The organism is Soonwooa purpurea (genome assembly GCF_053891095.1).
In genome coordinates this window covers 1-20554 of sequence record NZ_JBSSMA010000018.1, presented here as the reverse complement: position 1 = coordinate 20554, position 20554 = coordinate 1, and the positions used below count along the sequence as shown (strand labels likewise).

Annotated in this window: 19 protein-coding genes; 9 read left to right on the top strand and 10 right to left on the bottom strand. The window is 31.9% G+C overall.

Annotated elements, in window-relative coordinates:
• Window positions 1–22 precede the first annotated feature (22 nt).
• Window positions 23–592 (top strand): hypothetical protein, encoded by a 570-nt coding sequence (locus ACVFVN_RS13465; RefSeq protein WP_165131364.1) that lies wholly within the window; start codon window positions 23–25, stop codon window positions 590–592.
• A gap of 51 nt (window positions 593–643) precedes the next feature.
• On the opposite strand, the gene ACVFVN_RS13460 is transcribed toward ACVFVN_RS13465, so the two are convergent.
• The 10 genes from ACVFVN_RS13460 to ACVFVN_RS13415 all read right to left on the bottom strand — a co-directional run bounded on the left by ACVFVN_RS13460 (window position 644) and on the right by ACVFVN_RS13415 (window position 10924).
• Window positions 644–1672, bottom strand: coding sequence for a pseudouridine synthase (locus tag ACVFVN_RS13460; protein WP_165131361.1), 1029 nt, complete (start codon window positions 1670–1672; stop codon window positions 644–646).
• A 68-nt stretch (window positions 1673–1740) separates the two neighbouring features.
• On the bottom strand, window positions 1741–2664 hold the full coding sequence (locus ACVFVN_RS13455) for a UbiA family prenyltransferase (protein WP_165131358.1): 924 nt from the start codon (window positions 2662–2664) through the stop codon (window positions 1741–1743).
• A gap of 5 nt (window positions 2665–2669) precedes the next feature.
• Window positions 2670–3599: a mevalonate kinase family protein gene (locus ACVFVN_RS13450; RefSeq protein WP_165131355.1), complete on the bottom strand. Its 930-nt coding sequence runs from the start codon at window positions 3597–3599 to the stop codon at window positions 2670–2672.
• Between the two features lie 98 nt (window positions 3600–3697).
• Window positions 3698–5131 (bottom strand): MFS transporter, encoded by a 1434-nt coding sequence (locus tag ACVFVN_RS13445; RefSeq protein WP_165131352.1) that lies wholly within the window; start codon window positions 5129–5131, stop codon window positions 3698–3700.
• 103 nt (window positions 5132–5234) lie between these two features.
• Window positions 5235–6635, bottom strand: a complete 1401-nt coding sequence (locus ACVFVN_RS13440) for an alanine/glycine:cation symporter family protein (RefSeq protein WP_456235665.1) — start codon at window positions 6633–6635, stop codon at window positions 5235–5237.
• 158 nt (window positions 6636–6793) lie between these two features.
• The gene (locus ACVFVN_RS13435; RefSeq protein ID WP_456235664.1) at window positions 6794–7972 is read right to left on the bottom strand and encodes an acetyl-CoA C-acyltransferase; all 1179 of its coding nucleotides are present in this window, start codon (window positions 7970–7972) and stop codon (window positions 6794–6796) included.
• Window positions 7973–7982: 10 nt separating this feature from the next.
• Window positions 7983–8378, bottom strand: a complete 396-nt coding sequence (locus ACVFVN_RS13430; protein WP_456235663.1) for a hypothetical protein — start codon at window positions 8376–8378, stop codon at window positions 7983–7985.
• Between the two features lie 217 nt (window positions 8379–8595).
• The gene (locus tag ACVFVN_RS13425) at window positions 8596–9690 is read right to left on the bottom strand and encodes a hypothetical protein (protein ID WP_456235662.1); all 1095 of its coding nucleotides are present in this window, start codon (window positions 9688–9690) and stop codon (window positions 8596–8598) included.
• 9 nt (window positions 9691–9699) lie between these two features.
• Window positions 9700–10380 carry a hypothetical protein gene (locus ACVFVN_RS13420; protein ID WP_456235661.1) on the bottom strand — a complete coding sequence of 227 codons (681 nt, stop codon included), beginning with the start codon at window positions 10378–10380 and terminating at the stop codon, window positions 9700–9702.
• The gene (locus ACVFVN_RS13415; protein WP_456235660.1) at window positions 10364–10924 is read right to left on the bottom strand and encodes an RNA polymerase sigma factor; all 561 of its coding nucleotides are present in this window, start codon (window positions 10922–10924) and stop codon (window positions 10364–10366) included. The genes ACVFVN_RS13420 and ACVFVN_RS13415 overlap by 17 nt, the downstream gene beginning before the upstream one ends.
• Window positions 10925–11243: 319 nt before the next feature.
• Here ACVFVN_RS13415 and ACVFVN_RS13410 point away from each other — a divergent pair, with 319 nt between their 5' ends.
• The 8 genes from ACVFVN_RS13410 (at window position 11244) to ACVFVN_RS13375 (ending at window position 20090) form a co-directional block, all read left to right on the top strand.
• Window positions 11244–11582: a hypothetical protein gene (locus ACVFVN_RS13410; RefSeq protein ID WP_456235659.1), complete on the top strand. Its 339-nt coding sequence runs from the start codon at window positions 11244–11246 to the stop codon at window positions 11580–11582.
• A gap of 237 nt (window positions 11583–11819) precedes the next feature.
• Complete coding sequence (locus ACVFVN_RS13405) at window positions 11820–12827, top strand: DUF2268 domain-containing putative Zn-dependent protease (RefSeq protein ID WP_456235658.1); 1008 nt, start codon at window positions 11820–11822, stop codon at window positions 12825–12827.
• Window positions 12828–13124: 297 nt separating this feature from the next.
• Entirely contained in the window at window positions 13125–13619 is a 495-nt protein-coding gene (locus ACVFVN_RS13400) for a hypothetical protein (protein WP_456235657.1), read from the top strand.
• Between the two features lie 1457 nt (window positions 13620–15076).
• Window positions 15077–15358 carry a hypothetical protein gene (locus ACVFVN_RS13395; RefSeq protein WP_456235656.1) on the top strand — a complete coding sequence of 94 codons (282 nt, stop codon included), beginning with the start codon at window positions 15077–15079 and terminating at the stop codon, window positions 15356–15358.
• Window positions 15359–15429: 71 nt separating this feature from the next.
• Window positions 15430–16281, top strand: a complete 852-nt coding sequence (locus ACVFVN_RS13390; RefSeq protein ID WP_456235655.1) for a GLPGLI family protein — start codon at window positions 15430–15432, stop codon at window positions 16279–16281.
• Between the two features lie 977 nt (window positions 16282–17258).
• Entirely contained in the window at window positions 17259–18263 is a 1005-nt protein-coding gene (gene dcm, locus ACVFVN_RS13385) for a DNA cytosine methyltransferase (protein WP_124643318.1), read from the top strand.
• Entirely contained in the window at window positions 18260–19399 is a 1140-nt protein-coding gene (locus ACVFVN_RS13380) for a phospholipase D-like domain-containing protein (RefSeq protein WP_124643314.1), read from the top strand. Before dcm ends, ACVFVN_RS13380 begins: the two co-directional genes overlap by 4 nt.
• A 178-nt stretch (window positions 19400–19577) precedes the next feature.
• The gene (locus tag ACVFVN_RS13375; RefSeq protein ID WP_456235654.1) at window positions 19578–20090 is read left to right on the top strand and encodes a hypothetical protein; all 513 of its coding nucleotides are present in this window, start codon (window positions 19578–19580) and stop codon (window positions 20088–20090) included.
• Window positions 20091–20554: the final 464 nt, after the last annotated feature.

Here is a 20554-nt window from a genome sequence, read left to right as displayed (position 1 = left end):
GGATAAATAAAATTATAAAACCATGAAAAAACTATTTTTGTTAGCAGCTTTAGGTGGATTGTCCATGATGAATGCTCAAAAATTTGAAATCTCTGCAGGCTATGGAACAAGTTCTCTTTTTGGCGTTGCAGATTCTATTCTGAAAGGAATTGGTGAGGTAGCAGGTAAAGCAATTTTTGGAGGAGATGACGTTGTTCTTCCGAACAGCAAAGGGGTTTTCACCATTGCAGGAACTGTTTATAGCCAAGATATGAAATGGCGTTACGGTCTAGAAGCTAATGTAGAGACTTTTAGTGAAAATGGAACCTCTTACAAAGAGCAATCTTATTTCTCTGTTCTTCCGAAAGTCGATTATTTCTGGTCAGATGCAGATAGCAAATGGCGTTTTTATTCGGGGGCGTCTGTGGGGGCATTATTCAGAAATGTGGAATATGTCGATTTTAATTCAAAAGTTCAAAAAGCGAATGACACTTTTTTAGCTTTTAACATTATGCCAATTGGTGTGAGATATGGTGGAAGTTTTGGCGTATTTCTGGAGCCGAGCATTGGTACAAGAGGCCTTGTGCAAGCTGGCTTTTCTTATGCTTTCTAAAGTTCAGATATTACCAATAAAAAAAGCGCTGAAATATTTCAGCGCTTTTTTTTATAACATTTTCAAATTATTGACTTCTAATTCGGTAAGAATTCTCCAATGTCCACGTTTGATATTTTTCTTGGTTAATCCTGCAAACATCACGCGATCCAAAGATTCTACTTCGTAACCTAGCTTTTGGAAAATACGTCTCACAACGCGATTCCAACCAATATGGATTTCGATACCGATTTCATTTTTAGGTTTTCCTTCGATAAAAGATATGCTGTCTACTTCTGCCACACCTTCCTCCAGACGGATACCTTCACCAATGCTTTTAAGATCTTCAATAGATAATTTTCTATCCAGAGTAACATGGTAAATTTTCTTCATATTAAATGATGGATGCGTTAGCTTTTTGGTCATGTGTCCATCATTCGTTAACAATATAACACCTGTTGTTTGGCGATCTAGGCGACCAACAGGAAATAATCTGTATGGCGAAGCATTCGCTACAAGGTCCATAACCGTTTTTCTGGCCTTTTCGTCTTTGGTTGTAGAGATGTAGCCTTTGGGCTTGTTAAGAACAACATAAACAGGTTTTTCTGGTGTTATACCTTGTCCATCAAAAACGACTCTATCCGTTTTTTGTACTTGATATCCCATTTCTGTAATCACTTTGCCATTAACTTCTACAAGACCTTGTGTAATAAGATCATCTGCCTCTCTCCTACTACAAATCCCAGAATTTGCAATATATTTATTAAGTCTGATTGTTTCTTTCGGTGCTTTAGAAAGCTTTTCCAATTTTCTTTTTTGGATGTAAGATTTTACGCGCTCTCCTTCTTCTTCGTTTTTGATAAATGGTTTTTTAGGACCAAATTTTCTCTCGCCGCCTTCGTATTTGTTGCGAGAATCAAAATCGCGACCTCTGGTCGTTTTAGGTTTTCCAAATTTTCCACCTCTTTCAAAAGAAGCACCTTCTTTTGATGAGTTTTTTGAATCCCCTCGTGAGCCACGCGAATTATCAGAAGATTTTCTCCCTCCAAAATTTCCGGTCTTTTTATTTCTGTCTGAAGAATTTCTCTCGTTTCTGCTCATATTCAAAATTTTTTGCAAAGATAGACTTTTTTAAGTCAATATTAAAAAGCCTTTTTTTTTATTAATTATTAAATTGCCCAACTAAAGCGTGAATAAATGCCATCGAATAGCATTGATAAAATCCCAATGAATATCCAAAACTTTAGAATGGTTAATGCATTTATTTTGTCGTTTCTATAATTTCTTAGTAACCAAAATACCGTAACAATCAAAACAAAAAGCCCTACAGCAAAGTAAAATGCCATAATGCTGTGTAGGCCAATACCTTTAATAATAATTAATGATGTCACAAAAGCGAATAAGCAAAACAGAATAATAATACGTCGTGCTGTTATAGATTTGAACTGATTAGCAATGGTTTTGTAGCCGAAAACGCGATCAGCATTTTTGGTTAAGAGATCTTTTGTCATGTCAATTATCATGAGCATCAAAAAAAGAAATATTGCCATAAAGAAGACTTTCGGGGTAAAAGTTCTGTAATAGACCAACATACCGAAGAAGGGATACATACTTAGTCCAACGAAAGTCAAGTTGTTAATTAGTAGTATTTTACTTAGTTTATGACTGTATAACCACATCAAAAATTGATAGACTAAAAAGAAAATAAAAACGCGCCAAGACTGTGTCCAAGCAATTCCTAAGCCCAAAACATTAAGAATGACATAGGCATAAAGAAAATATTTTTGTTCAAAGAAAGATTGTATTCGACTTCTGAAAGGTTTGGTAATTTGGTCTTTTTCGCGGTCATAAAATTGGTTGATGATGCCGCCCGCCATGATACTAAGAATTGAACAAAGAATAATGAGATGTGCGTGATAATCAAAAACAAAAGCCTTAAAAGACTCTTCGCGGTTGAACAAAAAAAACGTCGAAACGTACAATGCAAAAGTCAATAAGCCCACAACAAAAAAGCGTGCCCCCAAAATAAAGCCCATCAACTGATTTAGTCGATAGGCAAAATTTTTAGTTCGTTTTTGTATGTTTTGACTCATGCAAATTAAAATCTGTAAATCACTTCTTTTTGAAATCCGGATAACATTTTTTCTGCTTTTTCATAATCTTCTGTAAATCCAAGAATATAGCCTCCACCGCCACTTCCGCAAAGTTTAAGATAGTAAGCATTTGTATCAATTCCTTTTTTCCAAATATTATAAATGCTTTCTGGAATCATCGGTTTGAAATGGTCATACGCCCAAACTGATAATTTTTTTAGATTTTTAAAGAAAGGATTCATATCTTTTTTCAAAAAAGAATCAATGCAAGCGTTATTGTAGCGGATAAATTCTTCTTTCAGCGTTTTGCGGAAACCTTCAGTTTTCATTTTTTCAAAGAAGATCTGAATCATCGGTCCTGTTTCGCCTGTAATTCCGGAATCGATTAAAAACACTGCACCTTTGCCTTCTGTAGCATGATCCGGGATAGAAACTTTATCTAAATTTTCCTTGTTTTCGATAAGAATAGGAAGATTCATATAACAAATCAAAGGATCCATCCCAGAACTTTTTCCATGGAAATAGCTTTCCATTTCTCCGAAGATGGCTTTTAAAATTTTGAGATTATCTTTAGAAATATTGTCGGGGCTAAGTTTTTTAGAAGAATATTTTTCAAAAATTGCAGCAACCAAAGCACCAGAACTTCCCACACCATAGCCTTGTGGAATGTTGGAATCAAAGAACAAACCAGCAGCAATATCTTTTTGAAAAGCCTCGATATCCAGTTTGAAATTTCCTGGAAGATTAAGACTTACCAAAAACTCAGCATATTTTGCAAGATGCTGATTGGAGTTTTTTTCGAAATCTGAAGCAAGATCGGAAAACTTCAAAGCTCCTTTATAAAAACTATACGGAACAACTAGGCCTTGCGAGTTTTCTATCATTCCGTATTCTCCGAAAAGGATGATTTTAGCGTAAAATAAAGGATTGGTCATCGTTTCTTTTTCTGTGTTTTGTTTTGCAAATTTACTAAAAAAAATCTATTATGATATAAGCAAATTTAATTCCACTTTATGAAGTGAATTGAAATCGATTACGCTGCTTTTTCGTTATTGATATTGACTTTTAAAAATCTGATTAAAACCAAGCCTATTGCAAAGAAAATCGTCATTGACAAGGCAGCATAACGCATATTATTGAAATGCTCAATCAAAGTTGCAAAAATGAAAGTTCCCAAAATAATCGCTAATTTTTCTAAAACATCGTAAAAGCTAAAATAGGTTGTATTTTCCATACCATCTTGTGGCAAAAGTTTGGAATAAGTTGATCTCGACATCGCTTGTAAGCCACCCATAACAAGACCAACAATCGCGGCAACGCCATAGAATTGATACTCTACATTTGGATTTTCTTTGTTGAGATAATAGGCTGAAAGGCAGGCTACAATCCATAAAACGATGCAAATCGAAATGACATTTTTATTTCCAATTTTCCGACTCAGTCGTGAGAAAATAATCGCACCAATAATGGCTTCAATCTGGATCACTAACAAAGTCAAAATCAGTTTGTCTTGTGCCAGATTAATTTCTGATTTTCCGAATAATGTTGCCATTAAAAAAATGGTCTGCATCCCAACACTAAAGAAAAAGAAACTTGATAAAAAGAACTTCAAATTGGAGTCTTTAAAAAGGTGATTTCCAACTTTGTATAATTCTTTAAAACTTTCTCTTATAATATCTTTATAGAAAATAATATTCTTTTTTAGGACAAAGAAAAAACCGCCGTTGTTTTTATGACTTTTGAATAAATTTTTATGATTTAACAATACCAAATCTTTGGGTAATTGGTCTTTAACATTTCCAAATTTTGGTAAATGCTTGAAGGTATATTGCGAAAAGCCAAACCACCATGCTCCCGTGAATAGGAAACTAACTCTTGTAAATAATATTGCTTGTTCGGCGTCTTTTGCTAAAACTTGGATTAATACCAAACAAATAACTACCAAAATTACCGAGCCAATATAACCATACACATAACCTCTGGCAGAAAGCGCATCTTGCTTGTCTGGTGTGGCAATATCGGGAAGAAATGAATTATAAAATACCAAACTTCCCCAAAAACCGATACTTGCGGTTATACTAAATAATAGGCCTAACCATACAGTATCCATACCTGTAAACATAGCCAATCCCATACATGAAGTTGCTCCCAAATAACAGAAAAATTGTAGGAATGATTTTTTGTTTCCGATAATGTCAGCCAAAGAAGATAAAATAGGCGATAACAAAACGACTACGACAAAAGATAAGGTCAAAGAATAACCATATACTGCGTCCGGCTGGTATTCTCTACCAAAAATTTCAATCAAATGTCTTACAGGAACTTGTATTGTTTTTCCTGTTTCTTCAACATATTCGCTTTTTTCGTAAGCGGTTGTTAAAATAGAATAGTAAATCGGGAAAATGGTCGATGTAATTACTAAAGAGTATACAGAGTTAGCCCAGTCATACAGCGCCCAGGCCTTCATTATTTTCGGATTGTTTTTAATACTCACGTTTAAAATTTTCAAATATTTAACAAATATAAAATTAAAGTTCAAACATGTGACTTAACACAAGTTTATTTAAAAATTAATTTTGTTCAGATTCTAAGACTAATGCAGGATCTTTGCCTTCTTTTTTCTGTTTCTCATAATCCTTAAACAGGAACATAGCTTTTTTTTGCATCAATAATATTGCGATCACATTAAGCCAAGCCATTAATCCAACACCAATATCTCCTAACATCCATGCGGCGTCTGCAGTTTTCACAGCACCGTAAAAAGTAGATATTAAAATAACCCCCTGGAAAATTCTGATGTAAATTTTACTGTTTGCTTTTTTCTGTAAATAGCTGATGTTGGTTTCGGCAATATAATAATAAGCCATAATGGTAGTAAAGGCAAAGAAAAACAAAGAAATAGCCACAAAAGCCTTCCCTACAGAAGGTAAATGGTGCGCCACTGCATACTGCGTAAAATCGGCTCCCATCTTCACCCCGGGAATATTCTCGGTAATAAATCCACCGGCAGGATTTTGAACATTGTACATTCCTGTAAATAAAATCATTAAAGCGGTTGCGCTGCACACAAAAATAGTATCTACATATACAGAAAAACCTTGCACCAAACCTTGCTTCACAGGATGCGAAACTTCTGCAGCTGCAGCGGCGTGAGGAGCAGTTCCTTGTCCAGCTTCATTGCTGTAGATTCCACGTTTTACTCCCCAAGCAATAGCCATTCCTATAATTCCACCAAAAGCAGAATCAATACCAAGTGCGGAATCAAAAATCAATTTGAATACAGCGGGAATTTGTTGATAATTAATCCCAATAATAACCAAAGCCATTAAGATATAACCGCCCGCCATAAATGGAACAACAAATTCTGCAACAGTACTGATACGTTTAACGCCACCAATAATAATTACACCAAGTATTAACGCCACAACAATTCCAGTGATATAAGTAGGAACTTCAAAAGCATTTTCTACCGCTATGGCAATACTGTTACTTTGTACGCCTGGCAAAAGAAGGCCGGTACTTAAAATAGTTACTCCAGCAAAAATTATAGCATACCATTTTAGTTTCAAGCCTTTTTCTATATAAAAAGCGGGCCCACCGCGATATTGTCCATCTTTTACTTCTTTATAATATTGTCCGAGTGAAGCTTCCACAATTGCAGAAGCACTTCCCAAAAATGCAATCACCCACATCCAAAAAATGGCTCCAGGACCCCCCATTCCTATCGCGGTAGCTACACCAGCAATATTTCCGGTTCCTACTCTCCCAGAAATAGCCAATGCAAAAGCTTGAAAAGAAGAAATTCCTTTTTCTGAAGCTGAGCCTTTAAACAATAATTTCCACATTTCGCGGATATAACGAATCTGTGGAAATCGCATTCGGATGGAGAAGAATACCCCCGAAAAAAGACATAAAAAAATTAAAGTATTACTCCATACAATATTGTTAACTAGTTCTAGTATTTCATCCATAATTTAGATTATCTTTTTTTGAAGGTTCTAAATTAACTTTTTTTATGAAAATAAGCCCTCTAAGCAGAAATAAATTATAAAAATGATCTATAATTTTAAGAAAAAAAATCAGACTCCTTTTAAAAAGTCTGATTATAAATATCTATTTAAAAATAATATTACATATTTTCAATAACGATTGCAGATGCACCACCACCACCATTACAGATCGCTGCAGCACCATATTTACCACCGTTTTGTTTCAATACGTTGATTAATGTTACAATAATTCTAGATCCAGAACTTCCTAGTGGATGTCCTAAAGCGACTGCTCCACCGTTTACGTTTACTTTTGCAGCATCAAGACCTAAAATTTTGTTATTTGCTAAACCAACCACAGAAAAAGCTTCATTAAATTCGAAGAAATCAATATCAGAAACTTCTAAACCAGCCTTTTTAAGAGCAACAGGTAAAGCTTTTGCCGGAGCAGTTGTAAAGTTTTCGGGCTCATGAGCTGCATCCGCATAAGAAACGATTTTTGCCAAAGGTTTTAATCCTAATTCTTCCATTTTTTCTTTAGAAACAAGGATTAATGCAGAAGCTCCGTCGTTCAATGTAGAAGCATTAGCAGCAGTTACCGTTCCACCTTCTTTTTTGAAAACCGTTGGCAAAGTTGGTAATCTGTCAAAGTTTACAGACTTATACTCTTCATCTTGAGCGAAGATGATAGGCTCTCCTTTTCTTTGAGGAATTTCTACAGGAACAATCTCGTTATCGAATTTTCCTGCTTCCCAAGCTGCTGCAGATCTTTTATAAGACTCAATTGCAAAATTATCTTGATCTTCTCTTGTGAAGTTATAATCTGTAGCACATTTCTCTGCACAAACGCCCATGTGAACTTTGTTGTAAACGTCTGTAAGACCGTCAGAAACCATTCCGTCTAACATTTTGATATCTCCTAACTTAGTAGCCACTCTTGCGTTATAATAATGAGGAACTAAAGACATATTCTCCATACCACCAGCAACAATAACATCTTGATCTCCTGCTTTAATAGACTGAGCAGCCATCATAACCGCTTTCATCCCTGAAGCACAAACTTTGTTAATTGTGGTAGAAGGTGTATGATTAGAAAGTCCCGCTCCTAAAGCCACCTGACGCGCTGGTGCTTGTCCTTCCCCCGCTTGCAATACATTCCCCATATAGATTTCCTGAACCTGTGTAGGATCTAAGCCAATTTTATCTAAAGCTCCTTTTACAGCAGTAGCTCCTAATTTGGTTGCTGGTACTGTTGATAAACTTCCCATAAAACTTCCCATTGGAGTTCTCACTGCGGAAACTATAAATACTTCTTTCATTATATTAATTTTAATTATTTAAGTTTTGATTTTTATTAATTCCGAAAAGCATTAAAGCTGCACCTGCAAACTCGAAAAACCAACCCCAAGATAAATTTACAATTCCCGCAAAAGCACTTTGCCAAGACTTAAAAGGTAGAAAACTAAAAAAATCCAAAGATTTTAATTTGATGGCGATAATTGTAAAGACAAATAAAAAAATAAGACTTCCCGAAACTATTCTTGTTGCTTTTAATTTTTGTTTCTGAATGAAAAATAAAGCTAAAGCACAGAGAATCCATATGATACTCACAAGATAAGGATCGATGTTCCAATAATTCCAATTGCCTACCAAAGGTATTTTTAGTAACGGAAGAAAACTTCCTATGACAACCAAAATAACGCCTATTAATTGTATGTTTTTCATGTTGCTAAATGCTTTGCCAAAATACAAAAAAAAACATACTCGGGAAAGTATGTTTCATGATATTTAGAATTTAGACGATTTTTTTCTCCAATCAATTTATCTTTTAGTTTTCCAAATTTTACAATGACTTTGTCAATAATGGTTGATTTCTGTCTGTGCCAAAAGAAAAACTCCGAATATGAAAAAGAAAAATTTAATAAATAGATTAATCATAAATTTAAAAATCTAAGTTAACCAATTCTATACCGACTTGGATTCCATTTTTATGAGAGATTTGCGCTTTATCATTGAAAATTGGTGTGAAATCTTTTTTGATAAATAAGTTAAGACTTCCGTAACCTAAAGTAAGTTTTCCACCAAACAAAAAGCTGTTAACGCCCTCGTCCAGTGTATATTGGTATTTGTCAAACTTGCCTTCGGGATTATAATATTTAACTTTCACGATGCTTCTTGTGTTGAGGCCTGCGTAGGCGCCCACTCCTATTTTCCAAGTTTTTTTGCGTCCATCGATGTAAGATTGGCCTTCATATTCGGTATATTTTGGATTTATTAAGAACTGAAATTCCACTGGCAAGGTCAAATACACATTACGAAGTTTGGACCGTTTTAGTTTTCCATTTTCAAAATTTTCTAATGATAAATCCTGCTGATTTTGCACAAAAACCAATGGCCTTTTTGGCATATAAGTATCGGTGCGATAAGCAAAACCATAACGTAAAAACCACGGACTGGAAGTCGATCCAAGTTGCAAATCTCTACGAAACTGAAGCTCAAAACTATGCGAATTGCCAATGCGCATCTGCGAGTCTTCTTCGAAAGGATTAATACTTCCCTTTTCTTTTGTCAAATTCAGTAATCCATAATTAAGGCTCAAACTACTTGTGTTAATAAGATCTTTTGGATTTTTCTTTTCCCCCTTTTTAGTATTAACATCGATATCTATAAAGCCAGTACTTATGCTATAATTTTTGTTATTTTGAGGATTGTTGTTGGTATTAATCCCAAATACAGAAGCTACAACTGTGGATTTGGTAATGCTATCCATTTTGCTACGTTGCGATTCGATTTTGTCATTGATAATCGTTTCGTATTTTTCAGAGATTTTGGCTTTTTCAGAAACAAGTTCTTCTTTTGAAATCTTTCCTTGTTCGTAGGCTTCTTCCAGTTGTTGGATTTCGGATTTCATTTTGGATTTCTCTTTTGCCATCATGTTTTCGATGCTTTCAGAATAGTTTTTAATTTGAGTTTCGAGCGTAGTTTGGGCGCTAACAAAACTGGAGAGTAATGCTAGAATGAGTAGTTTTGATTTCATATAAATTGTTTATTTTTTAATTGTAGAATCTTTGTCAAATATTGTAAAACCAAGAATTTTTAAACTTTTGGGAGTTAGTTTTTCATCGAAATCCTTGCCTGAATTCTGAGTTTTATAATCCGTCATTCCTAATTTCGAATTTTGATTGTTTTGTTGGTCATTTCTGGTTTTGTCAAGTTCAATCCCAAAAAGTAAATCTTTGGAAGAAACATATTTGGGTTTTGGCGTTTCGGTTTTGGAATTTTCTGCTAAAACTTGTGGTTCTTCAACAGTTGACAACATTTGTTTTGGAACTTCTGAAACGATGATTTTTTCTTCTGAAATTACAGTGTTTTTTTGATTTTGAACCAAATGTTGTTTTTCAATATTATCAATAGACTTAATCTTTTCAGATGTTTTTAGGTCTTGATTGGGTGAGGCGTTTTTCTCTAAAACGGTATTATTTTCTTTAACAGCGAGAATTGTATTTTGCTTTGGTAAATCTTTAGTCAAATTAAATTTAGCCAAAGACGCTATCAAAATAATGACCGCGGCAGCCGACCACCACAATATTTTTTTCCGCGATTTGCCTTCGATTTTTGATTTTGGATTAGTATGAGAATCCGCCAACTTATCTTTTAATGTTTCCCAAATATCAGGCGAAACAGAGCGTTTCTCTTGCTCGTATTGTGATTTAAGATTTTTCAACATTTTGTTTTTCCTTTTTTTGTTGTGAAATAAAATCGACTAAAAATTTTTTGGCTTTACTGAATTGACTTTTGCTGGTACCTTCCGTTATATTGAGAATTTCAGCAATTTCTCTGTGTTTTTTTTCTTCAAAAACGACAAGGTTAAAAACAATTCTGTAGCCCGTTGGCATAGCTTTCATTAAGCTTTGGACGTCGATTTGTGCGTCGTTTTCCAATATTTCATCTTCAAATTCATCAGCTTTGTTTTCAATAAATTCTGAATCGACATACAAAATATTTTGTTTTTTCCGAACAAAAGAAATCGATTCATTAATAACAATCCTACGAAGCCAAGCGCCGAAAACTTGCGCATTTTGACACATTTCGATTTTTGTAAAAGCCTTATAAAAAGCTTGCATTAATACATCTTCGGCGTCATGCAAATTGCCAACGTAGCTGGAAGCAACAAACAAAAATTTGTCGGCAAACATTTCAAAAATTTGTTGCTGAGCGTGGCGATTTTGTTTTTGTGCCAAATTGAAGATGTGTTGAAAGTCTGATTTCATAAGATTCTACTCTAAAGACGAGCGAAAAAAGAAAAGGTTGCCTAAGATATAATTTTTTTTAATTTTTTTTTGAAATATAAAGAATGCGCAGTTGCGCATTCTTTATAGACAATTTCCAATTGCGCATTTTGTATAACTTCCTAACAGCGCATTAACAATCACAAAATAAAATTTGGTTGAATAAAATATATGCGTATATTTGAGAGTTAGCTGAAAGTCTATGAAAACCGTTCTGCGTAAAATTTTAGTAGCAATTTTATATATAATTTTCACTAAAAATTATGGACAAAACAATGTTCGAGAATATTGCTACAATTCTGTGGATAAAGATGGAATTAAAACTGAATTAAAAATTGATATTTTAGCTGATTCAACATACAATTGGAAATCTCAAATTTTAAGTTCACCAAAATATGGCGATATTAAAAAAATAGACGGAAATGAATCTGGAAAAATAATTGAGAAAAACGGAAAATTATATCTTAAATCTGAAAGCGAAAAAAATCCAAATTCTGAATACGAAATAAAACTGAATAAAAACAAACTGATTTTTATCTCATACAAAAGACAGAAAAAAATTTTAAGTAGTAATTATGATTATTATGGAAAAAATGGACTGATTTTTCGAAAAAAATACTGTAAAAAAAATGAAAATTAAAAGACCTTCAGCTAACATTGTATTGGCAAAATGCGGGGTTAAGTGCAGAATTGAAAATTTTCACATCTTTTGCCGCCGCTATTTTTCCATTTCACTAATTTTTTGTAAGTTCGTTTCATGGAAAAAATATTGGCTCCGTTTGGTCGTTCTTGAACTTTTAGTTCTTCGAAAGCCCGCACTTCGCCAATACTTTTTCCGTTATCTGCAACTATTCCAAAAATCCGTCAACAAACTGAAATGAGATATTTTATTATAATTTTTTGTATTTCAACTTTATTTTCTTGGACAATTTCAAAAGCACAAAACACAGATTTTGACTACAATAAAATTCAGCAAATTTCTGATAGCATAAAAATTAAAAATATTACTATCCATAATTTGTTTAAATCCCAAATTCTTGCACATAAAAATAAAGAATTTGATTCTTTAGTTGTTGTAAAAAATGTTTATTTACCTCATAAAAAACTTTGGGATAGTTGTTATGCACAAATTTTTGGGGATGAAAACGCAAGTCGTTTTAATACGGAAAAAGGAATGATAAAATGGAATAAAACACTTTTTGATAATAATAAAAATGACCTTATTGAAAAAACCAAAACGCTAACAGATATAAATCTTAATAAATTATTTAGGAAAAATCTTAAAAAATTTAATCGTTTAGTTGCTTATCAACCAAACGCAAAAATTAGTATTCTTTTTACGCCAATCACAGGAATTGGATTTGGAGGATGCGATTCGCAACAATTTGCTTTAGAATTAAACAATAAATCTTTAGATCTAAATTATACGCTGCAAAAAGGATTGCCACACGAATTAAATCACTTAGTTTACGAAAAATTCCGAAATGCAGATATTGACAAAAACTCTGCTTTAAGTCAAACAATTGATGAAGGATTTGCTTGCTATTTTACGTATATATTCTTTGACAAAAAGATTTCTGAATATGAAGCCGTTGAAAATATGACAAAAGAAGATTGGGATTGGTTTATAAAAAATGAAAAAGAAATCTTCACAAAAACTAAATCATATTTTTCTGATTCCTCTGGAAATAATCCATTACTAAGAAATGACAGATATAAACTTTTCCCCGACGCTCCAAAATCTTTAAATTATTGGTTAGGATTTAGAATTGTATCCAAATATGTAGAAAAATATGGAAAAAACTCTTGGAAAGACATTTATAAATTAACTGCGAAAGAAGTTTTAGAAGAGAGCGAATACGAAAATTATATTGAAAAATTATAGCTGCAGATAACATTGTATTTGCAAAAGGCGGGGTTGAATATATAATAGAAAAACCCGATGCATTTAGTCGCAACTTGCTTTTCATATTGTATTTTTTTGTAATTTAACAATCTGAAAAAGCAATTTGCTTCGTTCGGTCGAAATTGAACTTTCAGTTAAATTTAGCCCGCCCTTCGCAAATACTTTTTCCGTTAGCTGTAATCTCTTAAAAACACACAAAATAAACTGAATTATAGTAAATTAAATTTAACATTAAGAAATCAATAAGCAAAATTCAGAATAACAAATACAAATAATATGAAAAGTAAATTAATTTTTTTAAGCTTAATTGCAACAAATTTCGTTTTTGCGCAAAATTGTGATGAAACGAAAAAAGAAAATGAATATTTAAAACAAGTAATTAATGTAAATAAGCCTGAATATAAATTAGATTTTGATAAGACTAATTTTTCAATTACAAAAATCGAAGGGAATATTAAACAGCAAACTGTTACAATTTCAATTCTAGTAAACAATCAAGATGTAAATAAATATGTTTCTATGAATGACTTTACGGGAATTGACTTAGAAGGAAATGAATATAAAAAAAAGGAATATACCGAAACAAAAGGACTAAATTCTCTAGGAAGTGATACTTTTAGTACAGATGTTCCTAAGAAAATTGAGCCAATTCTTGTGAAAATCCCTTCAAATACACAATTCTTGAAATTATTAAAATTTGATTACTATTCAGATATTCTGAAAAATCATAAAACTTTAGAATTTAGAGATTTAAAAATTAATTGGAAATAAAGAGACTACAGCTAACATCGTATTGGCAAAAGAGCGGAGTAACGGCAAAGTTGAACGCTTGTGCTTCTTTTTCCGCAAAAACCATTTTTTATTCGCTACAAAAATGTAAATTAGCAAATAAAAAAATGGTTTTGCTACCGTTGGTGTAAAATTGAAAGTTAGTGCTTTCTTTTCCGCTCCTTCGCCAATACGCGGACCGTTATGTGCAATTTTATACCAATATTGCGGTTTTTAGAGGAAAATCAGGTTGGATTTTAGCGGAAAAAATTTTTGAGATTAAGCGAAAGGAAGTATGGATTTCGCTGTCAAACTTACAAAGAGATCTTTGCTGAAAGTTTACTTTCAAAGCGAATACTCGCTATTAAGTTTGGCGAAGTTACCGAATAAAAATGACAAAGTCAATACCATGGATTTTTCTTCGGTGGCTTAAAACAAAAATTTTTGACACTGAGATTTTCCTCTCTTCGTTTTATGACTTCGCAAAGCGGGGTTTTGCAAAATAAAAAAACGAAAAAAAACAAGCAGATTGGAGATAAAACTGAAACTGTTTTTGTAGATTAGCGGTATGAATATTAAACAAAAACAGCAGATAACATGGGTTTTGCAAAATTACGCCTCCAAAGCTATGGCAGCCTCGTTTTTGGCGTAACTTCGCAAAGCCCTTTCCCGTTGTACGACAGCGTTAAGAGACATTTTCCAAATAAATATTCAAGATAATTTTCAAGATTTTCTTTTCAAAATAATCATAGAATTTGTGAAAATTCGACTACTCTATTTTCGAATTTGAAAACGCATAAAATTGTAAAAATTTCTTGAAAAGTTTTGTGTTCTTGTTGCGTTATTTTCTTGAAATTTCATTCTAAGAAACTGTAATATAAAGAGAAACATTTACCATGACTTTGTGATTGGATTTTCGTTAAACTTGTGTTCTCGGCTCAACTTATTTTGCAAAAGTGTGAACGTTTTGGAATAATAGCAAGTTTTTTCATTTTAACATCATTTTTTGCGTGCGCAGTCCATTCTAAGAAACATAGAATGTAATTTTTGATATCGGAAATCTACAAATTTGGATGCGAATGTGGATAACAAGCTGGTAAAACGCCGTCGTACAACAGTGTATTGGCAAAATACGGGGGAAGATTTATAATAGGAAGATTTTCCATTTGAAGCCGCAAAAAGCTTTTTCTTTTCACTATTTTTTATAAATTAGCAAAAAGAAAAAAGTTTTTGCTTTTTGCAGTTTTCCATTGAAAATTTAGTCTTTGAAAGCCCGCACTTCGCCAATACTTTTTCGTTGTACGATATTTTAAACAAAAGCACGTTATCAGAATATCATTTTTGAAACACTAATGAATGAGATTTATAAAAATGAAAACAGAAGGAACGCTTTGACAACAAAGATGCCAAATATAAAATATCTGCAAACAAATGAATTATCAATTTAAATTTTTAAAACAATGAAAAAAGTTATTTTAATTGCTGGAATTTTAACAGCTGGTATTACAAGTGCAAACACAAATACAAATTCAACAAACTATGAAAAATCAACTACTTTCATAAACGAAGAAGAAGCTAATTCGGAAGAAATTGAAAAAGTATCAAAATTGACTGTTGAATGTATCAATATTTATCATACAACAAGTTGTGGTGTAGCAGCAGTAACATGTCAAAGTGGTTGGTCTGGTCCAAGAATGATGGAATGGGCATATGCACTTGAAGAAAATTACTGCCAAGATTAATCTTTAAATTTATATTTTGCACTTATAGATGATTATTTTATAAGTGCAATTTTACTATTTATACAAACATTATGAATAATTTAAGAAAACATTTAATATTCTTTACATTCTTTTTATTTAACGTTTTTTTTTCTCAAACTGACGATAAAAAACCATTAATTGCTGATTTCACCTATTTGTTAAAGGCTAAAATAAATAAATCTACTCCAAATTACATTCATGAAGAATTGTTTTCCTTACAAGTGCTGAAAGATCAAGCATTTTTTATTAGTGATAAAGCATTAAAATTTGATTCTATATTTCAATCCGAATACCAAAAAGCGACTATAGGAGGTTCAACAAATACTGATTTCAGAGGAAAAACATTTCCAAAAACCAAATTTCGTTATACAATAATACAAAGCAATAAAGATGTTCAATACTTCGAAAGAGTTGGAATGACTTTGCTTGCTTATAAAGAACCTACAATAGAAAACTGGAAACTTATTAATGAATCAAAAATAATAGATTCTTTTAATTGTAAAAAAGCTGTGTTGAATTATAAAGGGAGAGAGTGGACAGCTTGGTATTCTACTGATATTCCTTTATCATATGGTCCATATAAATTTACTGGATTACCTGGGTTAATTATAAAAATATCGGATGAAAAAGGAGATTATAGTTTTGAAATTGTAAAATCTGTTTCAAATGATAACTTAAAGGGAAAGTTTGCAACAATTAATAAACTTAGATATGAAAATGCTAAAGAAATAACTTTAAATGAACTAAATATAGCTAAAAAAAATGCTAATAGTAATCTTGCTGGTTCACTAGCAAATTCCGAAACAATTATAACATCAGAAGGTTTGAAAAATTTGCGAGATATACAAAAACAAAGACAACAAAATTTAAAAAATGAAAATCCCATAGAATTAATTGAATAAAAAAACATCGTACAACATTGTATTGGCAAAATGCGGGGTGAACTGCAAAATTAAACTTCTCGCCTATTTATCCGCCAAAAGCTGTTTGCTTTTGTTTTTTTTATTAAATTTACCAAAAGGCTCACAGCTTTGGCTCAGTTTCGGTCTGAACTTGAACATTTGTTCAAATTAAGTCCGCACTTCGCCAATACTTTTTCCGTTATGTGCAATTTTATCCAAAAATTGCGTTTTTCCATAAAATTTTAATTAAAAGCTAAGGAAAGATATAATATTCTCTAAGCGAAGAAGAATGATTCGCTGTTCAGACTTTCAAAGAAGATCTTTGCTGAAAGTTCTACTTTCAAAGCGAAGTCTCGCTAAAGTCTGACTAAGTTACAGAAAAAAAATGAAAAAGTCAATTATTTCATTGATTTTCTGTTGCTTATGAATATTATATCTTGGTCTCAAAAATTTTATTAGCTTCTATTAGACTTCAGAAAGCATGGCTTTATAAAATAAAATAGAAGCGGAAAAAGAGCATTTTTGTGATAAAACTGGTAAAGTTTTTGTAGATTAGCGATATGAAGATTAAACAAAAACTTCACATAACTACGGTTTTGCAAAATTGCGACAAAATATAATGTTGTAAATGTCGCAACTTCGCAAAGCCGCTAACCGTTGTAGGCAATGCGACCAAAATTGCGTATAAACTCGACCGCATAAAATTTAACCATTTTTTTTTGTAAATTGCACTCAAATTTTAACAGACAAAATAAATGAGTTTAAAACAGACAATAAGTATTAATGAATTTGACGGCAAAAGCTATCAAATTAGACTTGTTGAAGGCATTGAAGACAAAGCCGTTTTGACACATTATCTGCATAATTATAGAAATGGCGTAAAAAAACATTACGAAAAAGATGCAATTTCAACTTTAAAAAATTTCGTAGAATATAAACAAGAGGAAACTGAATTACCGATTGTTGCAGAAGATGCTTTGCAACAACTTTTATTTGAAGTTGAAAACGTTCCGTTTCCAACTCCAGAAAATTATAGTTTTAAATTCATTGACTTATTTGCTGGAATTGGAGGATTTAGATTAGCGTTACAAAATGTTGGCGGAAAGTGTGTTTTTACAAGCGAATGGAATAATGAAGCACAAAAAACGTATAGAGAAAATTTTGGAGAAGTTCCGTTTGGCGACATAACAAAAGAGCGAAACAAAAACTATATTCCTGAAAAATTTGACATTTTATGTGCTGGTTTTCCATGTCAAGCATTTTCAATTGCAGGCTATCAAAAAGGTTTTGCTGACACAAGAGGAACTTTGTTTTTTGACATTGAGCAAATAGTTGAAAAACACAGACCAAAGGTTGTATTTTTAGAAAATGTGAAAAACCTTGTTTCTCACGACAATGGAAATACATTTAAAACAATTATTGAAACACTTGAACTAAAATTGGGATACAAAACATTTGCAAAAGTTTTAAATTCAGCAACTCACGCAAATGTTCCGCAAAATCGTGAGCGAATTTTTATAGTTGCTTTTGACCCAAAACAAGTAAAAAATTATTCAAAATTTGAGTTTCCTAAACCAATCAAATTAACAAAAACAATTCACGACTTTTTGGATAAGGAAAAGCAGGATGATATTTTTTATTACAAAGAAGACCATCAATATTATCCTGAATTAGTAAAAACAATGATTTCAAAAGATACAGTTTATCAATGGAGAAGAGTTTATGCAAGGGAAAATAAAAGTAATCTTTGTCCAACATTAACAGCAAATATGGGTTCTGGTGGACATAATGTTCCATTAATTAAAGATAATTTTGGAATTAGAAAACTCACTCCTAAAGAATGTTTTGCTTTCCAAGGTTATCCAATCGAAAAATATATTATTCCAAAACTTGCAAATAGTAAACTTTATATGCAAGCAGGAAATTCTGTAACGACAACTTTAATTGAAAGAATTGCAAATCAAATAATTGAAGTTTTATGAAATCGTTTGCAGAAATTGACATAGAAAAAAACGGAAATTATTTAAAACTGCTTTCAGCAGTTTCAAAACTTTCGGGTTTGTTCAGTGAAAGTGCTATTCCTTTCATAAATTACCGTGTTGCGGAAAATATTTTTTGCAGAAGTTTTGATGCAGGAAATTTATCACGCTCTGATACAGCTTTTGACGCAAACTATAATTCTATTGGTGTTGGTTTGAAAACTTTTACTTGCAATACAAATAACAGTACAGAAAAAGTTGCAGAATTTAATTCACTTTCAAGAGTTTTAGCCGAGTTTAAAGGTAAAGAACTTGCAATAAAATTAGGCGAATTCAGAAATGATAGAATAAATTTAGCCAATAGACTTTACAATATTGAAAGTTCACTTTATCATATCGTTGCGAGAAAAGAAAAAGAACTTTTGCTTTATGAAACAGATTACAATACAATTGACATCGCAAATATTCATTCAGTAAAAGATAATAAAGCTAGTTTACAATTTGAAGATGGAAACAATTTTTATTCTTTCAATTACTCAAAAAGTACACTTTTTAGAAAGTTTATTATTCCAGAAAATGCGTTTCGCTTACCTATTGATATAATTGAAGACCCATATTCATTGCTTCTTGAATTATTTGAGGAAAACAAAAATTTAAAACCAGCAACAGACAAACTTGTAAAAGGAGAAAATTATGTGATTTTACCACTTTATGGTATTCAGAAAAAAGAGAAATTTATTTTTCAACGAAGCGGTTTAAATCAATGGAATGCAAACGGAAGAAAAAGAGATTTTGGCGAAATTTACATTCCAATTCCTGCGGAATTGCACAGAAAATATCCAAATTTCTTTCCGCCAAGAGATGAAATTTTTAATTTACAAATTCCAACAGGAGATATTTTTTCTGCAAAAGTTTGTCAAGAAAATTCAAAAGCATTGATGACAAATCCAAACAAAGCATTGTCAGATTGGCTTTTGCGTAAAGTTCTACAACTGAAAGAAGGAGAATTGGCGACAATGGAAAAATTAGACAAATTAGGTTTTGACAGCGTAATAATTATGAAAGACAAAAATGGAGATTTTAAAATTGACATTATGAAAACTAATACTTACGACGAATTTAACAACGAAACTGAATAAAAAGCACTGCCTACAACAGCAGTTTGGCAAAATGGCGGTTTCGGTGCTAAATTGAACATTTGGTTTTCAAATAAACATTGGTACTAAAATGAAAGTAAGTGCTTTAAAATCCGCCACTTCGCCAAGCTGCAAAACGTTAGCAGAAATTTTATGAAACAACCCTTAAAAACAAGATGAAATGAGAAAATTAATTTTTACTTTTTTAGTATTTTCTTTTGCGATTACAAATTATTATTCACAAGATTTAAAGAAAACATTAATAAATGATAATTTGGATGAATTGTTCATTAACAAAGACAATCCTTTTGGCTCCATCCCAATTAAAACTGTAGAAAAATATTTTTCTGAATCTTCAAAATTATATTTCTTTGAAATTGTTTATAATGGAAAAGTAATATTTCGTGAAGGAGTAAAGAAATCAATTCCGCAGTCTAGAGATTCTGAAACAATGTCGAATCAATTTAGGTTTAATTATGATAGCATCTACCTAAATGCTTCTGAAATTAGCGACTCTGACAAAATAAAACTTTTAGAATCATATAAAAATAGAATTTTTGATATTTCAGGACAAAAACTTTTATATTTAGGAGATTATCAAATTGTAAAAAAAGATATAAATAAAAATAAATTTGTTATTGTTAATCCATTGGAGAATATGCAAATCAAAATTTATAAAATAGAATCACTTTAAAAAAACTTCTGCTAACATGGGTTTTGCAAGATGCGGGGTTGAAGGAAATCTCAGAAATATTCTAGAAAGTACCCGCAAAAAACCATTTCATTTTTTTTTGTAAATTTGAAAAAATGAAAATGGTTTTTGCTAGAGATTGTTTCTCCTCCCGACTTTCGGTTTGCAGTAGCCCGCACCTCGCAAAGCCCTTTTCCGTTACACGCAATAGATTAGCGCGTTTTCGGATAATAATTTCTCTTTTTTTAACATTGGAATTTTTGGTTTTTATAAGAAAAAATTCAGTAGAAATATTGGGTTTAAAAAGTTATTAAATTTTCTTGATTACACTTTTCTCGATAAATAAATTTCGAGTTTTTTTCGCTTAAAATTTCGTAAGATTTCTAAGCTTCTTCTACTCTTTTCTTTTTTAATAATTTAAAAATTTTACTTAAAAAATTAGAAAATATCAACTTCAGAAACCATAG